19 protein-coding genes and 1 tRNA gene are annotated in these 17,939 nt (G+C 65.4%); 11 read left to right on the top strand and 9 right to left on the bottom strand.

The features are described 5' to 3' along the window. The first annotated feature begins 208 nt into the window (after window positions 1–208). Together ACFXKN_RS24065 and ACFXKN_RS24060 are read left to right on the top strand one after the other, a co-directional pair. A complete protein-coding gene (locus ACFXKN_RS24065) occupies window positions 209–775 on the top strand; it encodes an RNA polymerase sigma factor (RefSeq protein ID WP_378952165.1) in 567 nt (188 codons plus the stop codon). Next, window positions 765–1,037: a hypothetical protein gene (locus tag ACFXKN_RS24060; protein ID WP_378952162.1), complete on the top strand. Its 273-nt coding sequence runs from the start codon at window positions 765–767 to the stop codon at window positions 1,035–1,037. The genes ACFXKN_RS24065 and ACFXKN_RS24060 overlap by 11 nt, the downstream gene beginning before the upstream one ends. A gap of 45 nt (window positions 1,038–1,082) precedes the next feature. Here ACFXKN_RS24060 and ACFXKN_RS24055 read toward each other — a convergent pair whose 3' ends face one another. Then, the gene (locus tag ACFXKN_RS24055) at window positions 1,083–1,727 is read right to left on the bottom strand and encodes a GNAT family N-acetyltransferase (RefSeq protein WP_378952159.1); all 645 of its coding nucleotides are present in this window, start codon (window positions 1,725–1,727) and stop codon (window positions 1,083–1,085) included. Between the two features lie 278 nt (window positions 1,728–2,005). On the opposite strand from ACFXKN_RS24055, the gene ACFXKN_RS24050 reads away from it, so the two are divergent. Further along, window positions 2,006–2,695 carry an esterase/lipase family protein gene (locus tag ACFXKN_RS24050; RefSeq protein ID WP_378952156.1) on the top strand — a complete coding sequence of 230 codons (690 nt, stop codon included), beginning with the start codon at window positions 2,006–2,008 and terminating at the stop codon, window positions 2,693–2,695. A gap of 76 nt (window positions 2,696–2,771) precedes the next feature. Here ACFXKN_RS24050 and ACFXKN_RS24045 read toward each other — a convergent pair whose 3' ends face one another. Next, window positions 2,772–3,146 (bottom strand): winged helix-turn-helix transcriptional regulator, encoded by a 375-nt coding sequence (locus ACFXKN_RS24045; RefSeq protein ID WP_378952153.1) that lies wholly within the window; start codon window positions 3,144–3,146, stop codon window positions 2,772–2,774. Window positions 3,147–3,281: 135 nt separating this feature from the next. Here ACFXKN_RS24045 and ACFXKN_RS24040 point away from each other — a divergent pair, with 135 nt between their 5' ends. Further along, the gene (locus ACFXKN_RS24040; protein ID WP_378952150.1) at window positions 3,282–3,953 is read left to right on the top strand and encodes an FMN-dependent NADH-azoreductase; all 672 of its coding nucleotides are present in this window, start codon (window positions 3,282–3,284) and stop codon (window positions 3,951–3,953) included. Between the two features lie 49 nt (window positions 3,954–4,002). Here the strand turns inward: ACFXKN_RS24040 and ACFXKN_RS24035 are convergent, their stop codons facing one another. Next, entirely contained in the window at window positions 4,003–5,205 is a 1,203-nt protein-coding gene (locus ACFXKN_RS24035; RefSeq protein WP_378952147.1) for a lipid-transfer protein, read from the bottom strand. Further along, the gene (locus ACFXKN_RS24030; RefSeq protein WP_378952144.1) at window positions 5,198–5,644 is read right to left on the bottom strand and encodes a Zn-ribbon domain-containing OB-fold protein; all 447 of its coding nucleotides are present in this window, start codon (window positions 5,642–5,644) and stop codon (window positions 5,198–5,200) included. The genes ACFXKN_RS24035 and ACFXKN_RS24030 overlap by 8 nt, the downstream gene beginning before the upstream one ends. 119 nt (window positions 5,645–5,763) lie before the next feature. Between ACFXKN_RS24030 and ACFXKN_RS24025 the strand changes: the two genes are divergently transcribed. Together ACFXKN_RS24025 and ACFXKN_RS24020 are read left to right on the top strand one after the other, a co-directional pair. Beyond that, window positions 5,764–6,504, top strand: coding sequence for a GTP-binding protein (locus ACFXKN_RS24025; protein ID WP_378952141.1), 741 nt, complete (start codon window positions 5,764–5,766; stop codon window positions 6,502–6,504). Window positions 6,505–6,682: 178 nt separating this feature from the next. Beyond that, window positions 6,683–7,198 carry a hypothetical protein gene (locus ACFXKN_RS24020; RefSeq protein ID WP_378952138.1) on the top strand — a complete coding sequence of 172 codons (516 nt, stop codon included), beginning with the start codon at window positions 6,683–6,685 and terminating at the stop codon, window positions 7,196–7,198. Window positions 7,199–7,451: 253 nt separating this feature from the next. Here ACFXKN_RS24020 and tnpB read toward each other — a convergent pair whose 3' ends face one another. From tnpB to ACFXKN_RS23995, 5 genes are all read right to left on the bottom strand, one after another. Continuing rightward, window positions 7,452–8,912: an IS607 family element RNA-guided endonuclease TnpB gene (tnpB, locus tag ACFXKN_RS24015; protein ID WP_379433871.1), complete on the bottom strand. Its 1,461-nt coding sequence runs from the start codon at window positions 8,910–8,912 to the stop codon at window positions 7,452–7,454. A 37-nt stretch (window positions 8,913–8,949) separates the two neighbouring features. After that, a tRNA-Val gene (locus ACFXKN_RS24010) sits at window positions 8,950–9,021 on the bottom strand. A gap of 32 nt (window positions 9,022–9,053) precedes the next feature. Next, window positions 9,054–9,518 carry a peroxiredoxin gene (locus ACFXKN_RS24005; protein WP_056821170.1) on the bottom strand — a complete coding sequence of 155 codons (465 nt, stop codon included), beginning with the start codon at window positions 9,516–9,518 and terminating at the stop codon, window positions 9,054–9,056. 73 nt (window positions 9,519–9,591) lie between these two features. After that, on the bottom strand, window positions 9,592–10,014 hold the full coding sequence (locus ACFXKN_RS24000) for a DUF3052 domain-containing protein (RefSeq protein WP_266299004.1): 423 nt from the start codon (window positions 10,012–10,014) through the stop codon (window positions 9,592–9,594). 127 nt (window positions 10,015–10,141) lie between these two features. Further along, complete coding sequence (locus ACFXKN_RS23995; protein ID WP_378952130.1) at window positions 10,142–10,690, bottom strand: hypothetical protein; 549 nt, start codon at window positions 10,688–10,690, stop codon at window positions 10,142–10,144. A 216-nt stretch (window positions 10,691–10,906) separates the two neighbouring features. Between ACFXKN_RS23995 and aceE the strand changes: the two genes are divergently transcribed. From aceE to ACFXKN_RS23970, 5 genes are all read left to right on the top strand, one after another. Continuing rightward, window positions 10,907–13,789, top strand: coding sequence for a pyruvate dehydrogenase (acetyl-transferring), homodimeric type (aceE, locus tag ACFXKN_RS23990; protein WP_379433870.1), 2,883 nt, complete (start codon window positions 10,907–10,909; stop codon window positions 13,787–13,789). Between the two features lie 44 nt (window positions 13,790–13,833). Beyond that, window positions 13,834–15,135, top strand: a complete 1,302-nt coding sequence (locus ACFXKN_RS23985) for a PucR family transcriptional regulator (RefSeq protein ID WP_378952933.1) — start codon at window positions 13,834–13,836, stop codon at window positions 15,133–15,135. A 127-nt stretch (window positions 15,136–15,262) separates the two neighbouring features. Next, the gene (locus ACFXKN_RS23980) at window positions 15,263–16,177 is read left to right on the top strand and encodes an ACP S-malonyltransferase (RefSeq protein WP_378952123.1); all 915 of its coding nucleotides are present in this window, start codon (window positions 15,263–15,265) and stop codon (window positions 16,175–16,177) included. Window positions 16,178–16,256: 79 nt separating this feature from the next. Further along, window positions 16,257–16,562 (top strand): meromycolate extension acyl carrier protein AcpM, encoded by a 306-nt coding sequence (gene acpM / locus ACFXKN_RS23975; RefSeq protein WP_062992023.1) that lies wholly within the window; start codon window positions 16,257–16,259, stop codon window positions 16,560–16,562. Window positions 16,563–16,571: 9 nt separating this feature from the next. Beyond that, the gene (locus tag ACFXKN_RS23970; RefSeq protein WP_378952119.1) at window positions 16,572–17,828 is read left to right on the top strand and encodes a KasA/KasB family beta-ketoacyl-ACP synthase; all 1,257 of its coding nucleotides are present in this window, start codon (window positions 16,572–16,574) and stop codon (window positions 17,826–17,828) included. The last annotated feature ends 111 nt before the right edge of the window (window positions 17,829–17,939 follow it).

Genomic DNA, 17,939 nt, shown 5'->3' with positions numbered 1-17,939 from the left:
GACAAATCTGGTTGGGTCGGGCGAACGTAGCGTGGGCAGATTTCGGGCGCGGGTGAATCCATCCGCATCGCAGGTGCCTCTTATGTGTGTCGCGACGGACGTCGGGACGGGACACGGAGGTTTGTTGTGGTCATCGGTATCGGTGTTGTCGTCGGCTTGGTGCTGCTCTGCACGTGCATGGTCGTGGTCAAGCGCAAACGAGCTGGGCGTGAGTGAGTCGCGCTGGCCCGATCAGCAGTTGATCGTCGCCGCGCAGGGTGGGGACGTGGATTCGATCGCGGCGTTGGTGGCGGGTTCGCATCCGCATATTCAGCGGTTCGCTCATTCCCTGTGTGCCACACCGGAAGACGCCGAAGATGCGGCGCAGGAGGCGCTGATCATCCTGTATCGCAAGATCGGGATGCTGCGGGCCTCCGGTGCGCTGGCGTCGTGGATGTTCCGGATCGTTCGCAACGAGTGCCTGCGTCGCGCGCGGACGAGTCTGTCGGTCCGAATCCCCGTGCAGGACAATATTTCTGCTGCTTCGGCCGAAGATGAGGTGCTGCAACGACTGGAAGCGAGCAGGGTGGCGGCCGCGGTCGCCGCGTTGCCCGCGGACCAGCGCAGCGTGTTGATCATGCGCGACATTCAGGGCTACAGCGGGCGGATGGTCGCCGATGCGCTCGGGCTCAGCACGGCGGCGATGAAATCGCGGCTGCACCGGGCGCGGGCGGCAGTTCAACACGCTCTACAGGCCGCACCTGGTGACGCTGCTGGAGGAAACGATGAGCGATGATTTCGCGAGTAAGTCCATGTTCGAGCACCTGGTGCGCGGCGGGGTGGGGTTCGCCGCGCTGGTCGGGTCGGTGGCGCTCATCCCGGTCGTCGGCCCGATCGGTCTGTTGTTGCTGCCCGTCGGTGTGGTCGCACTGCGCGGGTGTCCGACGTGCTGGGCGATCGGGCTGATGCAGACCTTGTCGAGGGGCCGACTCCAGCGCTCCTGCGAAGACGGCCAGTGCACAGTGACCGTCGGCGACACCCATCGAGTCGCTTCCTAGGTGCCTTCGAGCGGCCGATAATCCAGCCGGCCGCTCGAAGGCAGATCACGCGGAGCCGAGCAGGGGCAGACAGGGGATGAGTCCGTCGATCCTGACGGTTGTTCGCTGTCGGCTCTCCCATTTCGTGCGCGGGAGACGCACTCGGCGCATGACGGTGACCTTCTCCCGCACAGTGAGGCGCTGGATCCCGTCGGGTTCGTAGCCGAGCTTCTCGGAGACTCGGAACGAGGACGGGTTGTCAGCGAAGGCACCCGAGACCGCGTCGGTGGCCTGCAATCCTGCGAATGCGAGATGCAGGACCGCTGCACGCATTTCGGTGCCGATGCCTCGGCCTTGGTGTCGAAGGCCGATCCAGGAGCCGGTGTCGACCTCACGCAGGGTCGCGTAGTCGCGGGCGGCGATCGTCTGCTGGCCGACGATTCGGCCGTGCTCGAATACCGCGAGGTTCAGTGCCCAGTTGTCGGGCGCCCAGGTGCCGAGTTGGAGCCAGTGGTGCTGTACCACCGAGCGTGCTCGTTCGGGGGGAGCGAGATCTGTCCACGGGACGGAGAAGGGCATGCGTTCGGGGTCGTGGACGCCTTCTGCCGCGAGATCGGCCAGCGCGGCGAGCTCGTCACCGGAGGGCAGACGGAGTTCCAGACGGGGCGTGGTGAGCCGCAGTCCGTACAGGGGCCAGTGGTCGATGAGCATGAGTCATTCTGCGGCGCGGCCCGCACTCCGCTCACCCCATTTTTCACGGTGAGGTGGCGCGGGTGGTCGCGTGCGGCGGCGACGCTGTGGCCGATCAGGACCGCAAGCACTGTGCGGGTGGCGAGCGATACCCCCGCGCCTCACCACGGCCCATTCGTTGAGGTTTGTTAATCGAAAGGTGAATAACGAATACTTCAAATTTGAGGTGATCGGGATTCGCGCGTTGTTACGGTCGCTCTGCTCGTCCGGCGAGGACGGGCCGAACAAGGAGACCGGGCATGAACATCAGCTCGATGATGCGCCGAATCGGCATCACCGCAATCACTTTCGTCGCAATAGCGGCGGCCACCCTTACCTTCGCGCCGCATCGAGCGGCCGCCGCGCCGGAGCGAAATCCGATCCTGTTGGTGCACGGATGGCAAGGGGCGGACTGGAACTGGGACCTCATGGTTTCCCGTTTCGAAGATGCCGGCTACAGCGCCGCCCACTTGCGCACCTTCAGTTACGACACCGCTCAATCGAACAAGGTGATCGCCCAGGAAGTGAAAGCCGAGGCCGATGCGCTGCGGGTCGCCACCGGCGCCACCAAGATCGACATCATCAGCCACTCGATGGGCGGCGTCAACAGTCGCTGGTATCTGAAGTTCCTCGACGGCGCCCGTTATGTCGACGACTGGGTCTCCATCGGCGGACCTAACCACGGTACGGAAATCGCCTATGGCTGCTGGGACTATTCCTGCGAGGACATGCGACCCGGTTCGAGCTTGTTGGCGCAATTGAACAGCGGCGACGAAACCCCCGGCAGCGTGAAATACGGAACCTGGTGGTCGCCCTGTGACGAGATCATCAACCCGGATGACAGCGTCATCCTCAACGGTGCGGCCAACACCAAGACCGGCTGTATCGGCCACCTTTCCCTACTCGCCGCGAGCACGGTCTTCGCCCAGGTCCGAGACTTCGTCGCCTAGCGGCGTCGGCGAATGAGTACGGTCTCGATCCGCAGCGGTTGCCGCGGATCGAGACCGCTCGAACGTTCGCGCGTTGTTACGCAGTTCCCGACGGCGCCGCTAGGCCGACAACATCCGGCTGACGCAGCTGCTCCCGGTATTGCTCACCCCAGGTCTCCATCAGCGCGATGATCGGGACGAGACCGCGACCGAAGTCGGTCAGCTCGTACTCGACTCGGGGCGGAACCTCCGGATACACGGCGCGGGTGAGCACGCCGTCGCGCTCGAGTTCACGCAGCTGCGCTGTGAGCATTCGCTGGGTCACGTGCGGCATGGCGCGGCGCATCTCGTTGAACCGCGCCGTTCCCTCGCTCAGATGGAAGACGATCATGCCCTTCCACTTGCCGCCGATCACATCGAGGGTGACCTCGACCGGGCAGTCGAAATCGAGATCCTGCTTACGTGTCGCCATGCCACATCCTCGTCTCACCGGCAAAGGTATAAAAAAGGGTACCGAGTAACAGAAATGTGCGTTCTTCCGCGAATATTCCCTGTCGGGCAGGCTCGGTACCGCAAGGCAACCCAGCCCAGACAGGAGTACCTCCACATGGCCCAGCTACTTCAGCTCGATGCCAGCCCGCGCCGGTCGCGCTCACACACCCGCACGCTGGTCCGGGATTTCGTCGACCGTTGGAGCGAGGGTCGGCCCGGTGACACGGTGATCCGCCGCGACCTCGGCCACGAACCGCCGCCACACCTCACCGAGGACTGGATCGCCGCCGCCTTCACCACACCGGGGCAGCGCACCCCGCAGATGCGCGAGGTCCTGGCCTACAGCGACAATCTGGTGGACGAGCTGTTCGCCTCCGATGTGCTGGTGCTCGGCGTCCCCATGTACAACTTCGGGGTGCCGGCGATGCTGAAGGCCTACATCGACCAAATCGTCCGGGTCGGCCGCACCTTCGCCTTCGACCCCGAGGCCGCGGCACCGTACACACCACTCACCTCCGGCAAGCGTGCCTTCGTCATCGTCGGCACCGGCGACGCCGGCTACGAGGTCGGCGGTCCGCTGGCGAGCGCGAATCACGTCGAGCCGTACCTGCGCACGGCTCTGGGTTTCATCGGCATCGATGAGGTCGAGTTCGTCTACACAGGCAACGACGAATTCGGCGGCGAGCGGCTGCGGCGGTCACTCGAGGTCGCCCGGAATCGGGTGGCTGACCTGACGGCCGAGCGCGAAGCCACCGAAGTGCCGGAACCGTTGGTCAGTGTGCGGTGACTCCGAAACCCCGGACAGAGCCCGGGGTTTCGGTCAGCCGACCCTGGGTTCAGCGAGTGGCGATGATGGCCGATCCATGACCGAACAGGCCCTGATTCACCGCGATGCCCGCGCGGGCGTTGTCCACCTGGCGGCCGTCGGCCTGGCCGCGCAACTGCCAGGTGAGCTCGCAGATCTGCGAGATCGCCTGTGCGGGAATGGCTTCACCGAAGCAGGCAAGGCCGCCGCTGGGGTTCACCGGTACCCGTCCGCCCAATGTCGTTGCGCCACTGCGCAGCAGAGCCTCCGCCTCGCCCGTCTCACAGAGCCCGATGTCCTCGTACCAGTCCAGTTCCAGGGCGGTGGACAGGTCATAGACTTCGGCGAAGGACAGGTCGGCGGGACCGAGACCGGCCTCTTCGTAGGCGGCGTGCGCGATGGCCGACCGGAAGGTACGTGACGGGGGCTCGACGGCCACAGCGGAGTCCGTCGAGAAGTCCGGCAGATCGAGCACGGTTTTCGGGAACGTCGGCGTCACCGTCGACAGCGCCGAGATGCGAACCGGATCCGCGATGCCGTGGCGACGCGCGTAGTCCATCGACGTCAGCACCAGCGCCGCCCCGCCGTCGCTGGTCGCGCAGATGTCGAGCAGCCGCAACGGGTCCGACACGACCGCCGAGGCGGAGATCTCCTCGACCGAGACTTCCTTGCGGTAGCGGGCATTCGGGTTGTTCAGGCCGTGCCTGGAGTTCTTCACCTTGACCGCGGCGAAGTCGTCGAGGGTGGCGCCGTGCAATGCCATGCGGCGGCGGGCATAGAGCGCGAAATAGATGGGGTTGGTGGCACCGAGCAGATGGAAGCGCAACCAGTCCGGGTCGTCGCGGCGCTCGCCACCGACCGGCTGGAAGAAGCCCTTCGGGGTGGTATCCGCGCCGACCACCAGCGCCACCTCGCACAGCCCGGCCAGGATCTGGGCGCGCGCGTTGGCGATGGCCTGTGCGCCGGAGGCGCAGGCGGCGTAGCTGCTCGAGATCTGCGCACCCGACCAGCCGAGCGCCTGCGCGAAAGTCGCGCCGGAGACGAACCCGGGGTAGCCGTTGCGGATGGTGTCCGCGCCGGCGATGTAGCCGACATCGCGGTGGTCCAACCCGGCATCGGCCAGCGCCGCACGCGCGGCTACCAGGCCGTATTCGACGAAATTGCGCCCCCACTTGCCCCACGGGTGCATGCCGGCACCGAGGACGGCGATATCGCGATCATTGGTATCAGTCATTGACCGGCCTCCACATCCACACCGTGTGCTCTGCGTCCTCGTCTTCGTACAGCGTGCCGATGGTCAATTCGACCGGCATGCCAACGGCCAGGTCGTACACCGTGAGACCGCGCACGACCTGTCCGAGAATCACCATCTGCTCGACCTCGAGCTCCACCGCCGCGACGACATAGGGCACGAAGGGATCGGCCGAGACATAGGGCGCGGGCGGCTTGTATCGAGCGTCCGCGTACGACCAGATCCGGCCACGCGTGGAGAACAGGTACTCGACGAGCTCGGAGCCGTCATGGGTACCTGTGCATTGCGGATTGCGACAGGCGAGCGTGTTCTTCGGGAAGTACGGCGTGCCGCAATCGTTGCAGCGAGTTCCCTTGAGGCGTACCTGGCCGTCGTCCGCAGTGAACCAGTCAGCCACGGCGGGGCGTTGTTCTTTCTGCACGAGGCCGACGGTATAGGAACACGTTCTACTTTGGGGCGGAATTCCGTTCCGGCGCTGCTCGGGCGCAGGTACGGTGAGCGGATCGAGTAGGTCCTCGACGTCGACCTGGAGTACCCGCGATGGACACCAAAGCTATTGACCCGCAGTCGATCCGCAATGTCACGATCATCGGCGAACCCGAGGCGACGGCGCGAGTGGTCCACCGCCTGCGCCGATGTGTCGGCGACACGGAGAACACGGTCCGCTGGTCGACGGACGGTATCGAGCACACGATTCGCGTCGCCGAGCTATCGAGCGACGCACGCATCGCCGACCTGGAACGATCCATCCGGGTAGCCGACGGAGTAGTCGTGGTCGTGAACGCCGCCACGCACAGCACCCCGCGGCTCGAAACCATGCTGCGAGTCGCCGACGACCACCAGGTCGCCCGCCTGTGCCTGGTCAACGGGCTCGATCACCCCAGCGCCGACTTCGACCGCTGTGTTCGCACGATCGCCGAGACGCGCGGGGCAGCGCCGTTGGTATTACAGATCCCCGTAGGCACCGGCGCCGGCTTCGACGACGTCATCGACCTGGCCCCGATGGTGCTGCTCGAATCCATCGGAAGCCATGGGGAACCCGCCGAACGGTGGTACCGCGAACTCGTCGAGACCCTGACCGACCAAGACCCCGCGGATTCCCTCACCCTCCGAGACCTGCACAACCGCATCCGTCGCCACACTCGCAACGGTGACATCGTGCCCATCCTGTGCGGCACACCCCTCGCGAGCGACGACATCACGCCACTCCTGGACGCCATCGTCCGATACCTGCCATCCCCCTTGTACGTCTGCCAGCCAGAACACGCCCTCGACTACTGACTGCTGTGTTCGGGACATGAGCTGACGGACGTGACTCGGCCGGCGCGGCGGAGGTGTGGCTGACCGCCGCATCTGTCAAGACCCGTGACGCCCGAGCCGGCGAGAAGCGGCGGGTCGACCAAGCTATCCGTCACCAGATATTCATGCTGGTCAGCGCACAGTCGGGCAGGATGACCACGTGGCGCTGACGCAACAGTTCGCTCGGATTTCCGTCGAGCACCTGGCTCTCTGCCGGTCTTCGGCCGAAGAGGTCGACCGATTGTGCTCTTTCGACGGTGCACCTGCATCGGACTACCGAGACTTGGACTGGGCGGGGTCTCCATTGCTGCGCGTGCTTGAACTGGCAGGAGTCGACGCCGACTACCTGGATACGGTGCGGAACGCGCTCGCCGGGCGCGAAGAGCTCAATCCCAACTACCGCCGGCACCCGGACACGATACTGGCGCACCCGATCACCGTGACAGAGCTCTCCGAAGTTGCCCAGATATCGAAGACCCTGCTGGAGGTGGACTTTCAGAGAGCATTGGCAGCGCTTCCCGCCGACGCCGACCAGGCGCGTCAGGCGTTCGACGACCAGACATCAAGCCTGCTGTGCCATCCGGCTGAGTACCTGGCCCCGCACCTCTACACCCTACGAAGCTTCTACATCGAGGCTGCCCAACGTCGTATGGCAGTCGTGACTTGGTGGGATTGAACCCTGCGAAACTGGGATGCGGACCCACCAAAGTCCGCCCCGAACGGGCACCGACTCGGGGCGGGCCGGTCGCTCGTCAGCGTGATGCCCTGCCTCCGGATCGGCGGACATCACCGAACGCACACCTGCCTCGCCTGCTCCACGACCTTCTACTGGCCGCCGATTCATACCGATTGCGAGCACTAGCTCACCTGGTGGTGACGGATTCTGCCGAATCGCGACGGCGCGCAGAGGGGATCGAACCGTTGTCTCATCAGACAGCCGCCGCATTGCTACGTGGCGTTGACCTCGGGGGCCTACCCGTGGCAGTACCCATTGCCGACATGACGCCGGACTTACGCGGGTTTCCATCAGGCTTGTTTAGCGTCCCGACGCAACTCGCCGCGGACGTCCTGTCCTGCCGATGGACCAGCGAGGCCAGGTTTCTGGCCGCGTTGATATCGCGGTCCAGCTCAGCATGGCAATCTCCACATCGAAAGACGCGGTCGGACAGGCGCAGTTTGGTTTTCACTGCGCCGCATCCGCTGCATGTCTTCGAGCTGGGGTAGAACCGGTCGGCGACCATCAGCGAGGTTCCTCGCCAGCCCGCCTTGTAGGTGAGTTGGCGGCGTAGCTCTCCCCACACCGCACGCTGAATGCTGCGGCTAAGCCTTCGGTTTCGAATCATTCCTGCCACGTGTAGATCCTCGATGACTATGGATTCGCAGGCAGCGGTCAGCCGGGTAGTCAGCTGGTGAAGCTTGTCTTTCCGGGCATTCGTCAGCTGTTTGTGCACCCGCGCCATCTCTGCTCGGGTCTTCTCCCAACGTCGAGACGGTGTGCGGCTGATCCGCCTATCGGGACCGCACCGACGTGAGGCGCGACGTTGTAGCCGCCGAAGCTTTTTCGTGGCGCGCTCGACATCCGGTGGTGCGGCGACGAATCCGTTCTCATCGGTGATTCCCGGGATCGGCACCGACAGGATCGCCAAGTGCTTGATCCCGAGGTCGACACCTACAACGGGAATCCGTCGGCCGCGAGGCGCGGGCGGGAGTCCGGACAGCTCGACCGAGAACGAAACCTGCCAACGCTCGTTCCGGAAGCTGACGGTGGCAGAACGGATTCGTGCCACCCCCGCTCGGATGCGCCGTTCCAACGCCCGGGTCGACTCCCAAGTCCTGACCACACCGATCCTGGGGAGTTTGACATGTCGTCGGTCGGCGGCCACCAGACCGAACGCCCCGGTCGAGAATCGGCAAGACTGCCGACTCCGCTTGGATTTGAACTTGGGAAATCGACGAACCCGGTTCATGCCGGAATCCCGCCCGCCTGCCCAACGGCTCAACGCAGTGGCCAAGTTGGCCAGCCCGCTCGCGTAAGCCTCCTTCGAGTTCTCCGACCACCACGGAGCCGCTGCCGGTTTGGCTTCGTTCCATCGTTTGCGGAGTGCGTAGGCCGACCAGTTCACGTGCGGAGTCAGATCTGGCTCCGCGACACCGTACGAGCGCTCGGCGTCACGTTGCGCGAGGACGGCCCGAACCATCGCCAGACCCCAGTTGTAGGCGAACCGCTGTGCACCGCAATGTGACTGGAGCATGTCCTGCTGGGTGGGTGTGGGATCCAGCGCAAAAACATATGCGTGCACCACAGAGTCGGTCGACGCCGAGTGACTCGGAGTCTCAGGATTTGCATCGAGCGAGAGCATGATCCCCCGTCTTGCAGCTGCGGCGGTCACACCGAGAGACCCGATGGTGGACCTGTTCAAAAACCTGTGGGCGCAGTAGGGATCGAACCTACGACCGCTGGTGTGTAAAACCAGTGCTCTACCGCTGAGCTATACGCCCTGGCACCGCCGGGGAGTACCGGCGGTGTCGGGTTATGAATCTAGCGCGGCGAGGGCTTTCTCCCAAGCCGCCTGGTCACGGGCTTGTCCGGGGCCGTTCATCTCCGCGAAAGTGATGTAGCCGGACTTGTCGACGACGAAGGTTCCGCGGTTGGGGTAGCCGGATTTCTCGTTGAAGACGTCGTAGGACTGGGTGACGGCGCCGTGCGGCCAGAAGTCTGACAGCAGGGGGAACAGGTAGCCCTGTTCCGCGGCCCAGATCTTGTGGGTGGGTGGCGGGCCGACGGAGATCGCGATGATCTCGGCGTCGTCGTTCTGGAACTTGGGCAGCTCGTCGCGGACCTTGCACAGCTCGCCCTGGCAGATGCCGGTGAAGGCGAGCGGATAGAACACCAGCAGCACGTTCTTCTTGCCGCGATAATCCGACAGGGTGACGGGCTGGTTGTTCTGGTCCTTGAGCGTGAAATCCGGCGCGAGAGTGCCAACCTCTAGCGGCATACTATGAATCCTCCGTCGTGTCGGGTCCCAGCCGGGCTCGCGAGCCCAACTGAGACCCTAGCGAACGGCGGATTCAGCGCTGTTTCGATGGTGCCTTCGGCTGAACGAGCCGTGAGGCCGTCCAACTGCCGAGGCTGATGGTCGATGTCTGGGTCAGGCCGGCCGTGGGTGCGGCTTCGGCGATCTCGCTCGGATCGACATGGCCTGATTGGCCGGTTTTGGGGGTGAGGACCCAGATGAAGCCTTCATCGGCCAGCGGGCTGATGGCATCCATCAGCTCGTCGGCCAGATCGCCGTCACCTTCTCGCCACCAGAGCAGGACGGCGTCGACGACCTCATCGGAGTCTTCGTCGACCATTTCGCCGCCGCTGACCTCCTCGATCTCGGCGCGCAATGCGTCGTCGGTGTCCTCGTCCCAGCCCAATTCCTGAACAACCAAGCCGTGAGAAATGCCAAGCTTCTGAGCGTAGTTCTGCGCGTCCGCCGCGGCGACCACGGTGGTGTCCTCCCTAAACTTCCGACAGTAAGATAGGTGCAAGCGAACATGGTTATCGGCCGCAGCGCAAGCTGATCGGATGAATTGGGACCGTATGCCGCGTGTCGGCAGGGCAAAATCGACCGTCTCAACAGGCGTCGTGGACTGCGGTGCGTGCCTGGTTGATGGCCTTGCTGGCTTCGTTGAGCTTGCCGACAGGTGAGTTGTAGGTCATCTTTCTGGTCTGCGCGGATAGCTCGCGCGCCGCGACGACATAGGCGGTGAACTTGTCGGCCAGTTCGGTCGGCAAGGCGCCCGCCGCGGCGACGACGCCCGCCTCGACTTTGGTCGCCGCGTTGTCGAGGGTGGTAGCCGCGGACTCGCGCTTGGCGGCGTAGTCGGGGGCGTTCGTGTCGTGCGCGGAGACGAAGTCGTTGTAGGCGGTGACACCGGCGCCGGTGGTGGTGGCGAACTGCCCGCAGTTGTCGGTGATCGCCCGCTCTCGCGCGGCCGCGGCGCGCGAGGACGCGGCCGCCGAGGACGACGCGGCGGCCGCCGTCTTGTAGGCGGCCACTTCGGCCGCGTCGGTCGTCGGCGTGCCGGGGATCTGCTCGGCGCACCCCGCTACCACCGAACCCGCGGTCACGGCGACAAAGGCGCAGATCAGCCCCAGCCGGCGCGCGTGCAGCACCCTCATCGTTCGGCGTTCCCTCTCACTCACGTGCGCGACTCGTATTTCCCCGCAGAACCTACCCAATGGTATTCGCGTCGAGGTGATGACCTGGGCAGTCCTTTCGGTAAGGATGGGGGGTGCACCCGAACCTTTCGTCACGGGTGGTCCGCACACCAAGCGGGCAGGCCCGGGGATAGCGACGCCGACCAAGCAGTTCAGCCCCCATCACGAGGAGCAGATTTGACCGACCTGATCCACTCTGCAGCTTCTAACGATCCAGTAGCCAGCTCCACTGCGGGTGGTGAATCCACCACCAAACCCACCGGTGAACGGGTGCGGGTCATCCGTGAGGGAGTCGCGTCGTATCTACCCGATATCGACCCTGAAGAGACCAGCGAGTGGCTGGAATCCTTCGACGACATGCTCGACCGGGAGGGTCCGGGCCGTGCCCGGTATCTGATGTTGCGCTTGCTCGAGCGCGCAGGCGAACGCCGTGTCTCGATTCCGGCGCTCACCTCGACCGATTACGTCAACACGATTCCCACCGAGAACGAGCCGTGGTTCCCCGGTGACGAGGAAGTCGAGCGCCGCTTCCGCGCCTGGATCCGGTGGAACGCCGCGATCATGGTGCATCGCGCGCAGCGCCCCGAAATCGGTGTCGGCGGCCATATTTCGACGTACGCGTCCTCGGCGGCGTTGTACGAGGTGGGTTTCAACCACTTCTTCCGTGGCAAGGACCATCCCGGCGGCGGCGACCACATCTACATCCAGGGCCACGCCTCGCCCGGCATCTACGCGCGCGGTTTCCTCGAGGGCCGCCTCAGCACGGACCGGCTCGACGGATTCCGTCAGGAATACAGCCACGGCGGCCTCGGCAAGGGACTGCCGTCCTACCCGCACCCGCGGCTGATGCCGGACTTCTGGGAATTCCCGACGGTGTCGATGGGCCTGGGCCCGATGAACGCGATCTATCAGGCCAGGTTCAACCACTACCTCACCGATCGCGGCATCAAGGACACCTCCGACCAGCACGTCTGGGCCTTCCTCGGCGACGGCGAGATGGACGAACCCGAGTCGCGCGGCCTGATCCAGGTGGCCGCCAACGAGGCACTCGACAACCTCACGTTCGTGATCAACTGCAACCTGCAGCGGCTCGACGGCCCGGTGCGCGGCAACGGCAAGATCATCCAGGAACTGGAGTCGTTCTTCCGCGGCGCGGGCTGGAACGTGATCAAGGTGGTCTGGGGTCGCGAGTGGGACGCGCTGCTCGGCGCCGACCGCGACGGCGCGCTGGTGAACCTGATGAACTCCACCCCTGACGGTGACTACCAGACCTACAAGGCCAACGACGGCGCGTACGTGCGCGACCACTTCTTCGGCCGCGATCCGCGCACAAAAGCGCTGGTGCAGAACATGTCCGACAGCGAGATCTGGAATCTCAAGCGCGGCGGCCACGACTATCGCAAGGTCTACGCGGCGTATTCGGCGGCGATGGCGCACAAGGGTCAGCCGACGGTGATCCTGGCCAAGACGATCAAGGGCTACACCCTCGGCAAGCACTTCGAGGGCCGCAACGCCACCCATCAGATGAAGAAGCTGGCGCTGCAGGACCTCAAGGACTTCCGCGATCTGCAGCGCATCCCGATCAGTGATGCCGAGCTGGAGAAGGACCCGTACCTGCCGCCGTACTACCACCCCGGCATGGACGATCCGTCGATCCAGTACATGCTGGCCCGGCGCAAGTCGCTCGGCGGTTTCGTGCCCGAGCGTCGCTCGTCCGCCGAGCCGCTGAAGCTACCGGGCGATGAGGCCTACCGTTCGGTGCGCAAGGGTTCGGGCAAGCAGAAGGTCGCCACCACCATGGCGCTGGTGCGTCTGGTCAAGGAGCTGTTGCGCGACAAGGAGATCGGCAAGCGCATCGTGCCGATCATCCCCGACGAGGCCCGCACCTTCGGCATGGATTCGTGGTTCCCCACGCTGAAGATCTACAACCGCAACGGCCAGCTCTACACCTCGGTCGACGCGGAACTGATGCTCGCCTACAAGGAGAGCACCGTCGGCCAGATCCTGCACGAGGGCATCAATGAGGCGGGTTCCACCGCGTCGTTCACCGCGGTGGCCACCTCCTACGCCACCCACGGCGAGCCGATGATCCCGCTCTACATCTTCTATTCGATGTTCGGGTTCCAGCGCACCGGCGACAGCTTCTGGGCCGCGGCCGACCAGCTGGCACGCGGATTCGTGCTCGGCGCCACCGCGGGCCGCACCACCCTCACCGGTGAAGGTCTGCAGCACAACGACGGGCAGTCGCTGCTGCTGGCGTCCACCAATCCGGCCGTGGTGACCTACGATCCGGCGTTCTCGTTCGAGATCGCGCACATCATCCGCGATGGTCTGCACCGGATGTACGGCGGCGGCGAGGCACCGGCCAGTCAGCTGCCCGGCACCGATGTGCCCGCGGTCGGCACGTTCGGCGGGGAGAACATCTTCTACTACATCACCCTGTACAACGAGCCCTACCAGCAGCCGGCCGAGCCCGACGACCTCGACGTGGCGGGTCTGCTCAAGGGTCTGTACCTGTATCAGCGCGGTGCTGAGGGCGATGTTCGCGCCCAGATCCTCGTTTCCGGCGTGACCGTGCCCGACGGGCTGCGCGCGCAGGAGATGCTGGCGCAGGAGTGGGGAGTGGCCGCGGATGTGTGGTCGGTGACCTCGTTCGGCGAGCTGCGCCGGGAGGCGCTCGACAAGGAGATCATGGCGCTCAAGCACCCTGATTCCGATCCGGGTTCGCCTTATGTCACCCAGGCGCTCTCGGCCGCGCGTGGACCGGTGGTCGCCGCGACGGACTGGATGCGCGCGGTGCCCGATCAGATCCGGCAGTGGGTGCCCGGCGACTACATCACCCTCGGGACCGACGGGTTCGGCTTCTCCGATACCCGGACGGCCGCTCGCCGGGTGTTCAACGTCGACGCGCAGTCGATGGTGGTCGCGGTGCTGGAGGGCCTCGTCCGGGACGGCACGTTCGACAAGGCGAAGGCGGTGGAAGCGGCCGCGAAATACGGCATCGACAGCGTGGCCGCCGCGCCGAAGCCGAGTGCGGACGCGGCAGAGGAACTCGCGTAGCGGACTATTGGACTGTGGAGCGCAAACCGCCGCGGCCCCGTCGGATCACCGAGGGCACCAGCGAACACGAGGTCTATCTGCCGACGGGGGCGCTGTCCCCGAACCGGCAGACCCGTGATCCGCTGCCCGACACGCTGCTCAAGCGGGTCAAGCAGTTCTCGGGCCGGCTGTCCACCGAGGCGGTGGGGTCGATGCAGGATCGGCTGCCGTTCTTCGCCGATCTGGACGCCGCGCAGCGCGCGGGCGTGCAGATGCTGGTGCAGACGGCGGTCGTGAACTTCCTGGAGTGGTTGCAGGATCCCGACTCCGATATCCGCTTCAGCCTGGACGCGTTCCAGGTGATTCCGCAGGATCTGGCGCGGCGGCTCACGCTGCGCCAGACCGTGGACATGGTGCGGGTGGCCATGGACTTCTTCGAACAGTGGCTGCCCGCGCTGGCGCGCAACGATCGTCAGCTGGTGGCGCTTACCGAGGCGGTGCTGCGATACGGGCGTGAGCTCGGCTTCGCGGCCGCCTCGGTGTACGCCAGCGCCGCCGAGTCGCGTGGCGCGTGGGATACCCGCCTGGAGGCCCTGGTGGTCGACGCGGTGGTCCGGGGCGACACGGGCCCGGACATGCTCTCCCGGGCCGCCACGTTGAACTGGGACGCCACAGCGCCCGCCACGGTGCTGGTCGGCACGCCCCCGGCGGACCAGGGTGTGTCCACGGTCGGCGCGGTACACACCATCGCGACCAAACACGGCAGGGCCGCGCTGGCGGTGGTGCAGGGCGCGCGGCTGGTGATGGTGGTCAGCGGGCACCTGGGGGAGTCGGGCATCGGTTCGCCGTTCCTCACCGATCTACTGGCCGAGGTGTTCTCCGGCGGTCCGGTGGTGATCGGGCCGACGATGCGCACCCTCGGCGCCGCGCACGCGTCGGCGATCGAGGCGTTGGCGGGGATGGAAGCCGTTGTCGGCTGGCGCGGGGCGCCAAGGCCCGTTCACGCCACGGAGTTGTTGCCGGAACGCGCGTTGCTGGGCGATAGAGCTGCGATAGAGGCGTTGAACGAGTATCTTGTGCTCCCGTTGGCTGCTGCCGGATCTTCGTTATCCGACACACTCGACGCGTACCTGGATTGTGGCGGAGCAGTAGAAACTTGCGCTCGGCAGCTGTACGTCCATCCAAATACCGTTCGGTACCGACTCAAACGAATCGGCGAAGTCACCGGCCGTGATCCGATGAATCCGCGGGACGCATATGTGCTCCGAATTGCAGCAACAGTGGGCCGTTTGACACGAACGCATAACGAATCGTCTCCTCCCGTCACAGAAGCCCCGCCCATCCCAATGGCTCACGACCCCCTGTAACGGGATTGGTGAATCGGTCGATCCCGACACCCCACCTCGGATTTTGTGGAACCCCTACAAAAGCGATCGGAAAGCTTCATTCGCGCCGACATCTCGTGCGGCGGGGGTCACAGTGTTGTCTTAGGGAGTGATCGCGTTGCTTACCCCTGGACAGGGGTCCCAGACACCCGGCATGCTCACGCCGTGGCTCGCACTGCCCGGTGCGACTGATCGCCTCGAGCTGTGGTCGAAGGCCGCGGGCCTCGATCTGGTCCGTCTCGGTACCACCGCGACGGCCGAGGAGATCGTCGACACCGCGGTGACGCAGCCGCTCGTGGTCGCCGCCGCACTGCTCGCGTTTGCCGAAATCGCCCCTGGGTCGATTCCGGCCGATACAGTCGTCGCCGGACACTCGGTCGGCGAATTCGCCGCAGCCGCTGTCGCCGGTGTCATCACCGCCGACGAGGCAGTCGCCCTCGCCGCTATCCGCGGCCGGGAGATGGCCAAGGCCTGTGCGCTGGAGCCGACCGGCATGTCCGCGGTGCTCGGTGGCGACGAAGCCACCGTGCTCGCACGGCTCGCCGAACTCGATCTCGTCCCGGCCAACCGCAACGCGGTCGGCCAGATCGTCGCAGCGGGCCGCCTGGAAGCTCTGGCGGAGCTCGCCGCGAACCCGCCGGAGAAGGCACGGGTCCGCGCGTTGCCCGTCGCCGGTGCGTTCCACACCGTCTTCATGGCCCCGGCACAGGAAGCTGTCGCCGATGCCATCGCCCAGATCTCGCCGAGCGACCCGATCCGGACCCTGCTGTCGAACTTCGATGGCAAGCCGGTCACCTCGGGCGCCGACGCGATCGAGAAACTCGCGGCTCAGGTCACTCGCCCCGTGCGCTGGGACCTGTGCAACGAGACCATTCGCGCCGCGGCCGTCTCGGCCGTGGTCGAGCTGCCGCCCGCGGGCACGCTGGTCGGCATCGCCAAGCGGGAACTGAAGGGCACGCCCAATCTGGCCCTCAAGACCCCCGAAGACCTCCCCGCGTTGGCCGAACTGACCACCTCGGGCTAGCTTTCCCCCGGCGGCCATGCACAGCGAAGTGCGGGCCGTTCACGACCCTACAAATAGAAACAAGAAGGGAGCCACCAAAGTGGCCGCTCTGACCCAGGAACAGATCGTCGAAGAACTCGGCAAGATCATCGAAGAGGTTACGGGTATCGAACCCTCCGAGGTGACCCTCGAGAAGTCCTTCGTCGACGACCTGGACATCGACTCGCTGTCCATGGTCGAGATCGCTGTGCAGATGGAAGACAAGTACGGCGTCAAGATCCCGGATGAGGATCTGGCCAGCCTGAAGACTGTTGGTGACTCCGTCGCTTACGTCCAGAAGCTCGAGGCCGAGAACTCCGACGTTGCCGCCGAGCTCAAGGCCAAGTTCGACAGCGCCGGCGAGTAGGGCCGAACTTTGACCACTCCTGCTCCCAGTACTTTGAACGGGAACTTCCCCAACGTCGTCGTCACGTCGATGGCGGCGACCACGTCGATCGCTGGTGATGTCGATGCGACGTGGAAGGGACTCCTCAACGGTGAGAGCGGAATCGACGTTCTCGAGGATCCCTTCATCGAGGAATACGACCTGCCGGTGCGAATCGGCGGTCACCTGAAGGTCAGCCCCGACACCCTGTTGAGCCGGGTCGAGATCCGCCGCATGGCGTATGTCGAGCGCCTGGCGACCGTCCTCGGTCGTGAGGTGTGGAAGAACGCGGGCAGCCCTGAGGTCGACAACGACCGTCTCGGCGTCGCGATCGGCACCGGACTCGGCGGCGGCGACGCCCTGATCGACTCGGTCGACAAGCTGAAGAACGGTGGCTATCGCAAGATCTCGCCGCTGGCTGTTCAGATGGTCATGCCGAACGGTCCGTCGGCGGTCGTCGGTCTCGAGCTGAAGGCCAGGGCGGGAGTGGTCACTCCGGTCTCGGCGTGCTCGTCGGGTTCGGAGGCCATCGCCAACGCGTGGCGGATGATCGTGATGGGTGACGCCGACATCGTCGTCACCGGTGGTGTCGAGGGCTTCATCTCCGATGTGCCGATCGCGGCGTTTTCGATGATGCGAGCCACGAGCACCCGCAACGATGATCCGAAGGGCGCGTCTCGGCCGTTCGACAAGGACCGCGATGGTTTTGTCTTCGGCGAAGCGGGCGCACTCATGGTCATCGAGACCGAGGAGCACGCCAAGGCACGCGGTGCGACCATCCACGCCCGCCTGCTGGGCGCGGGCATCACCTCCGACGGGTACCACCTGGTGGCACCTGATCCGGAGGGGACCGGTGCAGGACGCGCCATGCAGCGCGCGATGCGAACCGCCGGAATTACCCCGCGTGACATCGCGCACGTGAATGCCCATGCGACCGCGACCCCGATCGGCGACCTCGCCGAGAAGAACGCGATCCATTACGCCGGGGTGCAGCACGCTTCGGTGTACGCGCCCAAGTCGGCACTGGGCCACTCGATCGGTGCCGTCGGCGCCCTCGAGTCGATCCTCACGGTGCTCTCGATCCGCGACGGCATTGTTCCGCCGACGCTGAACCTGGACAACCAGGATCCGGCGATCGATCTCGATGTGGTGCACGGGGAAGCCCGTCGCCAGGAAATCGAGTACGCGATCAACAATTCCTTCGGTTTCGGTGGGCACAACGTCGCGCTCGCCTTCGGTCGGGCATAAGCCGCCGACTGCATTCCGATCCCCGGTGGGGGTCGTGCCAACTGAATGGTTCGACTCCCACCGGCGGTTCGCCACAGCAGCCGCCGCAGCGGCATCTCTTTTCGAAGGAGT

The organism is Nocardia sp. NPDC059195 (assembly GCF_042754695.1).
GTDB lineage: Bacteria > Actinomycetota > Actinomycetes > Mycobacteriales > Mycobacteriaceae > Nocardia.
The sequence above is the reverse complement of the archived record's forward strand: the minus strand, read 5'-3'. Positions and strand labels throughout refer to the sequence as shown.

Excerpts from the sequence above, each read along its gene's own strand:
- ACFXKN_RS24055 (WP_378952159.1), bottom strand. The coding sequence starts at position 1,727 with ATGCTCATCGACCACTGGCCCCTGTACGGACTGCGGCTCACCACGCCC.
- ACFXKN_RS24035 (WP_378952147.1), bottom strand. The coding sequence starts at position 5,205 with ATGACTGATACCAATGATCGCGATATCGCCGTCCTCGGTGCCGGCATG.
- ACFXKN_RS24025 (WP_378952141.1), top strand. The coding sequence starts at position 5,764 with ATGGACACCAAAGCTATTGACCCGCAGTCGATCCGCAATGTCACGATC.
- ACFXKN_RS24040 (WP_378952150.1), top strand. The coding sequence starts at position 3,282 with ATGGCCCAGCTACTTCAGCTCGATGCCAGCCCGCGCCGGTCGCGCTCA.
- ACFXKN_RS24050 (WP_378952156.1), top strand. The coding sequence starts at position 2,006 with ATGAACATCAGCTCGATGATGCGCCGAATCGGCATCACCGCAATCACT.
- ACFXKN_RS24005 (WP_056821170.1), bottom strand. The coding sequence starts at position 9,518 with ATGCCGCTAGAGGTTGGCACTCTCGCGCCGGATTTCACGCTCAAGGAC.
- ACFXKN_RS23995 (WP_378952130.1), bottom strand. The coding sequence starts at position 10,690 with ATGAGGGTGCTGCACGCGCGCCGGCTGGGGCTGATCTGCGCCTTTGTC.
- ACFXKN_RS24045 (WP_378952153.1), bottom strand. The coding sequence starts at position 3,146 with ATGGCGACACGTAAGCAGGATCTCGATTTCGACTGCCCGGTCGAGGTC.
- ACFXKN_RS24060 (WP_378952162.1), top strand. The coding sequence starts at position 765 with ATGAGCGATGATTTCGCGAGTAAGTCCATGTTCGAGCACCTGGTGCGC.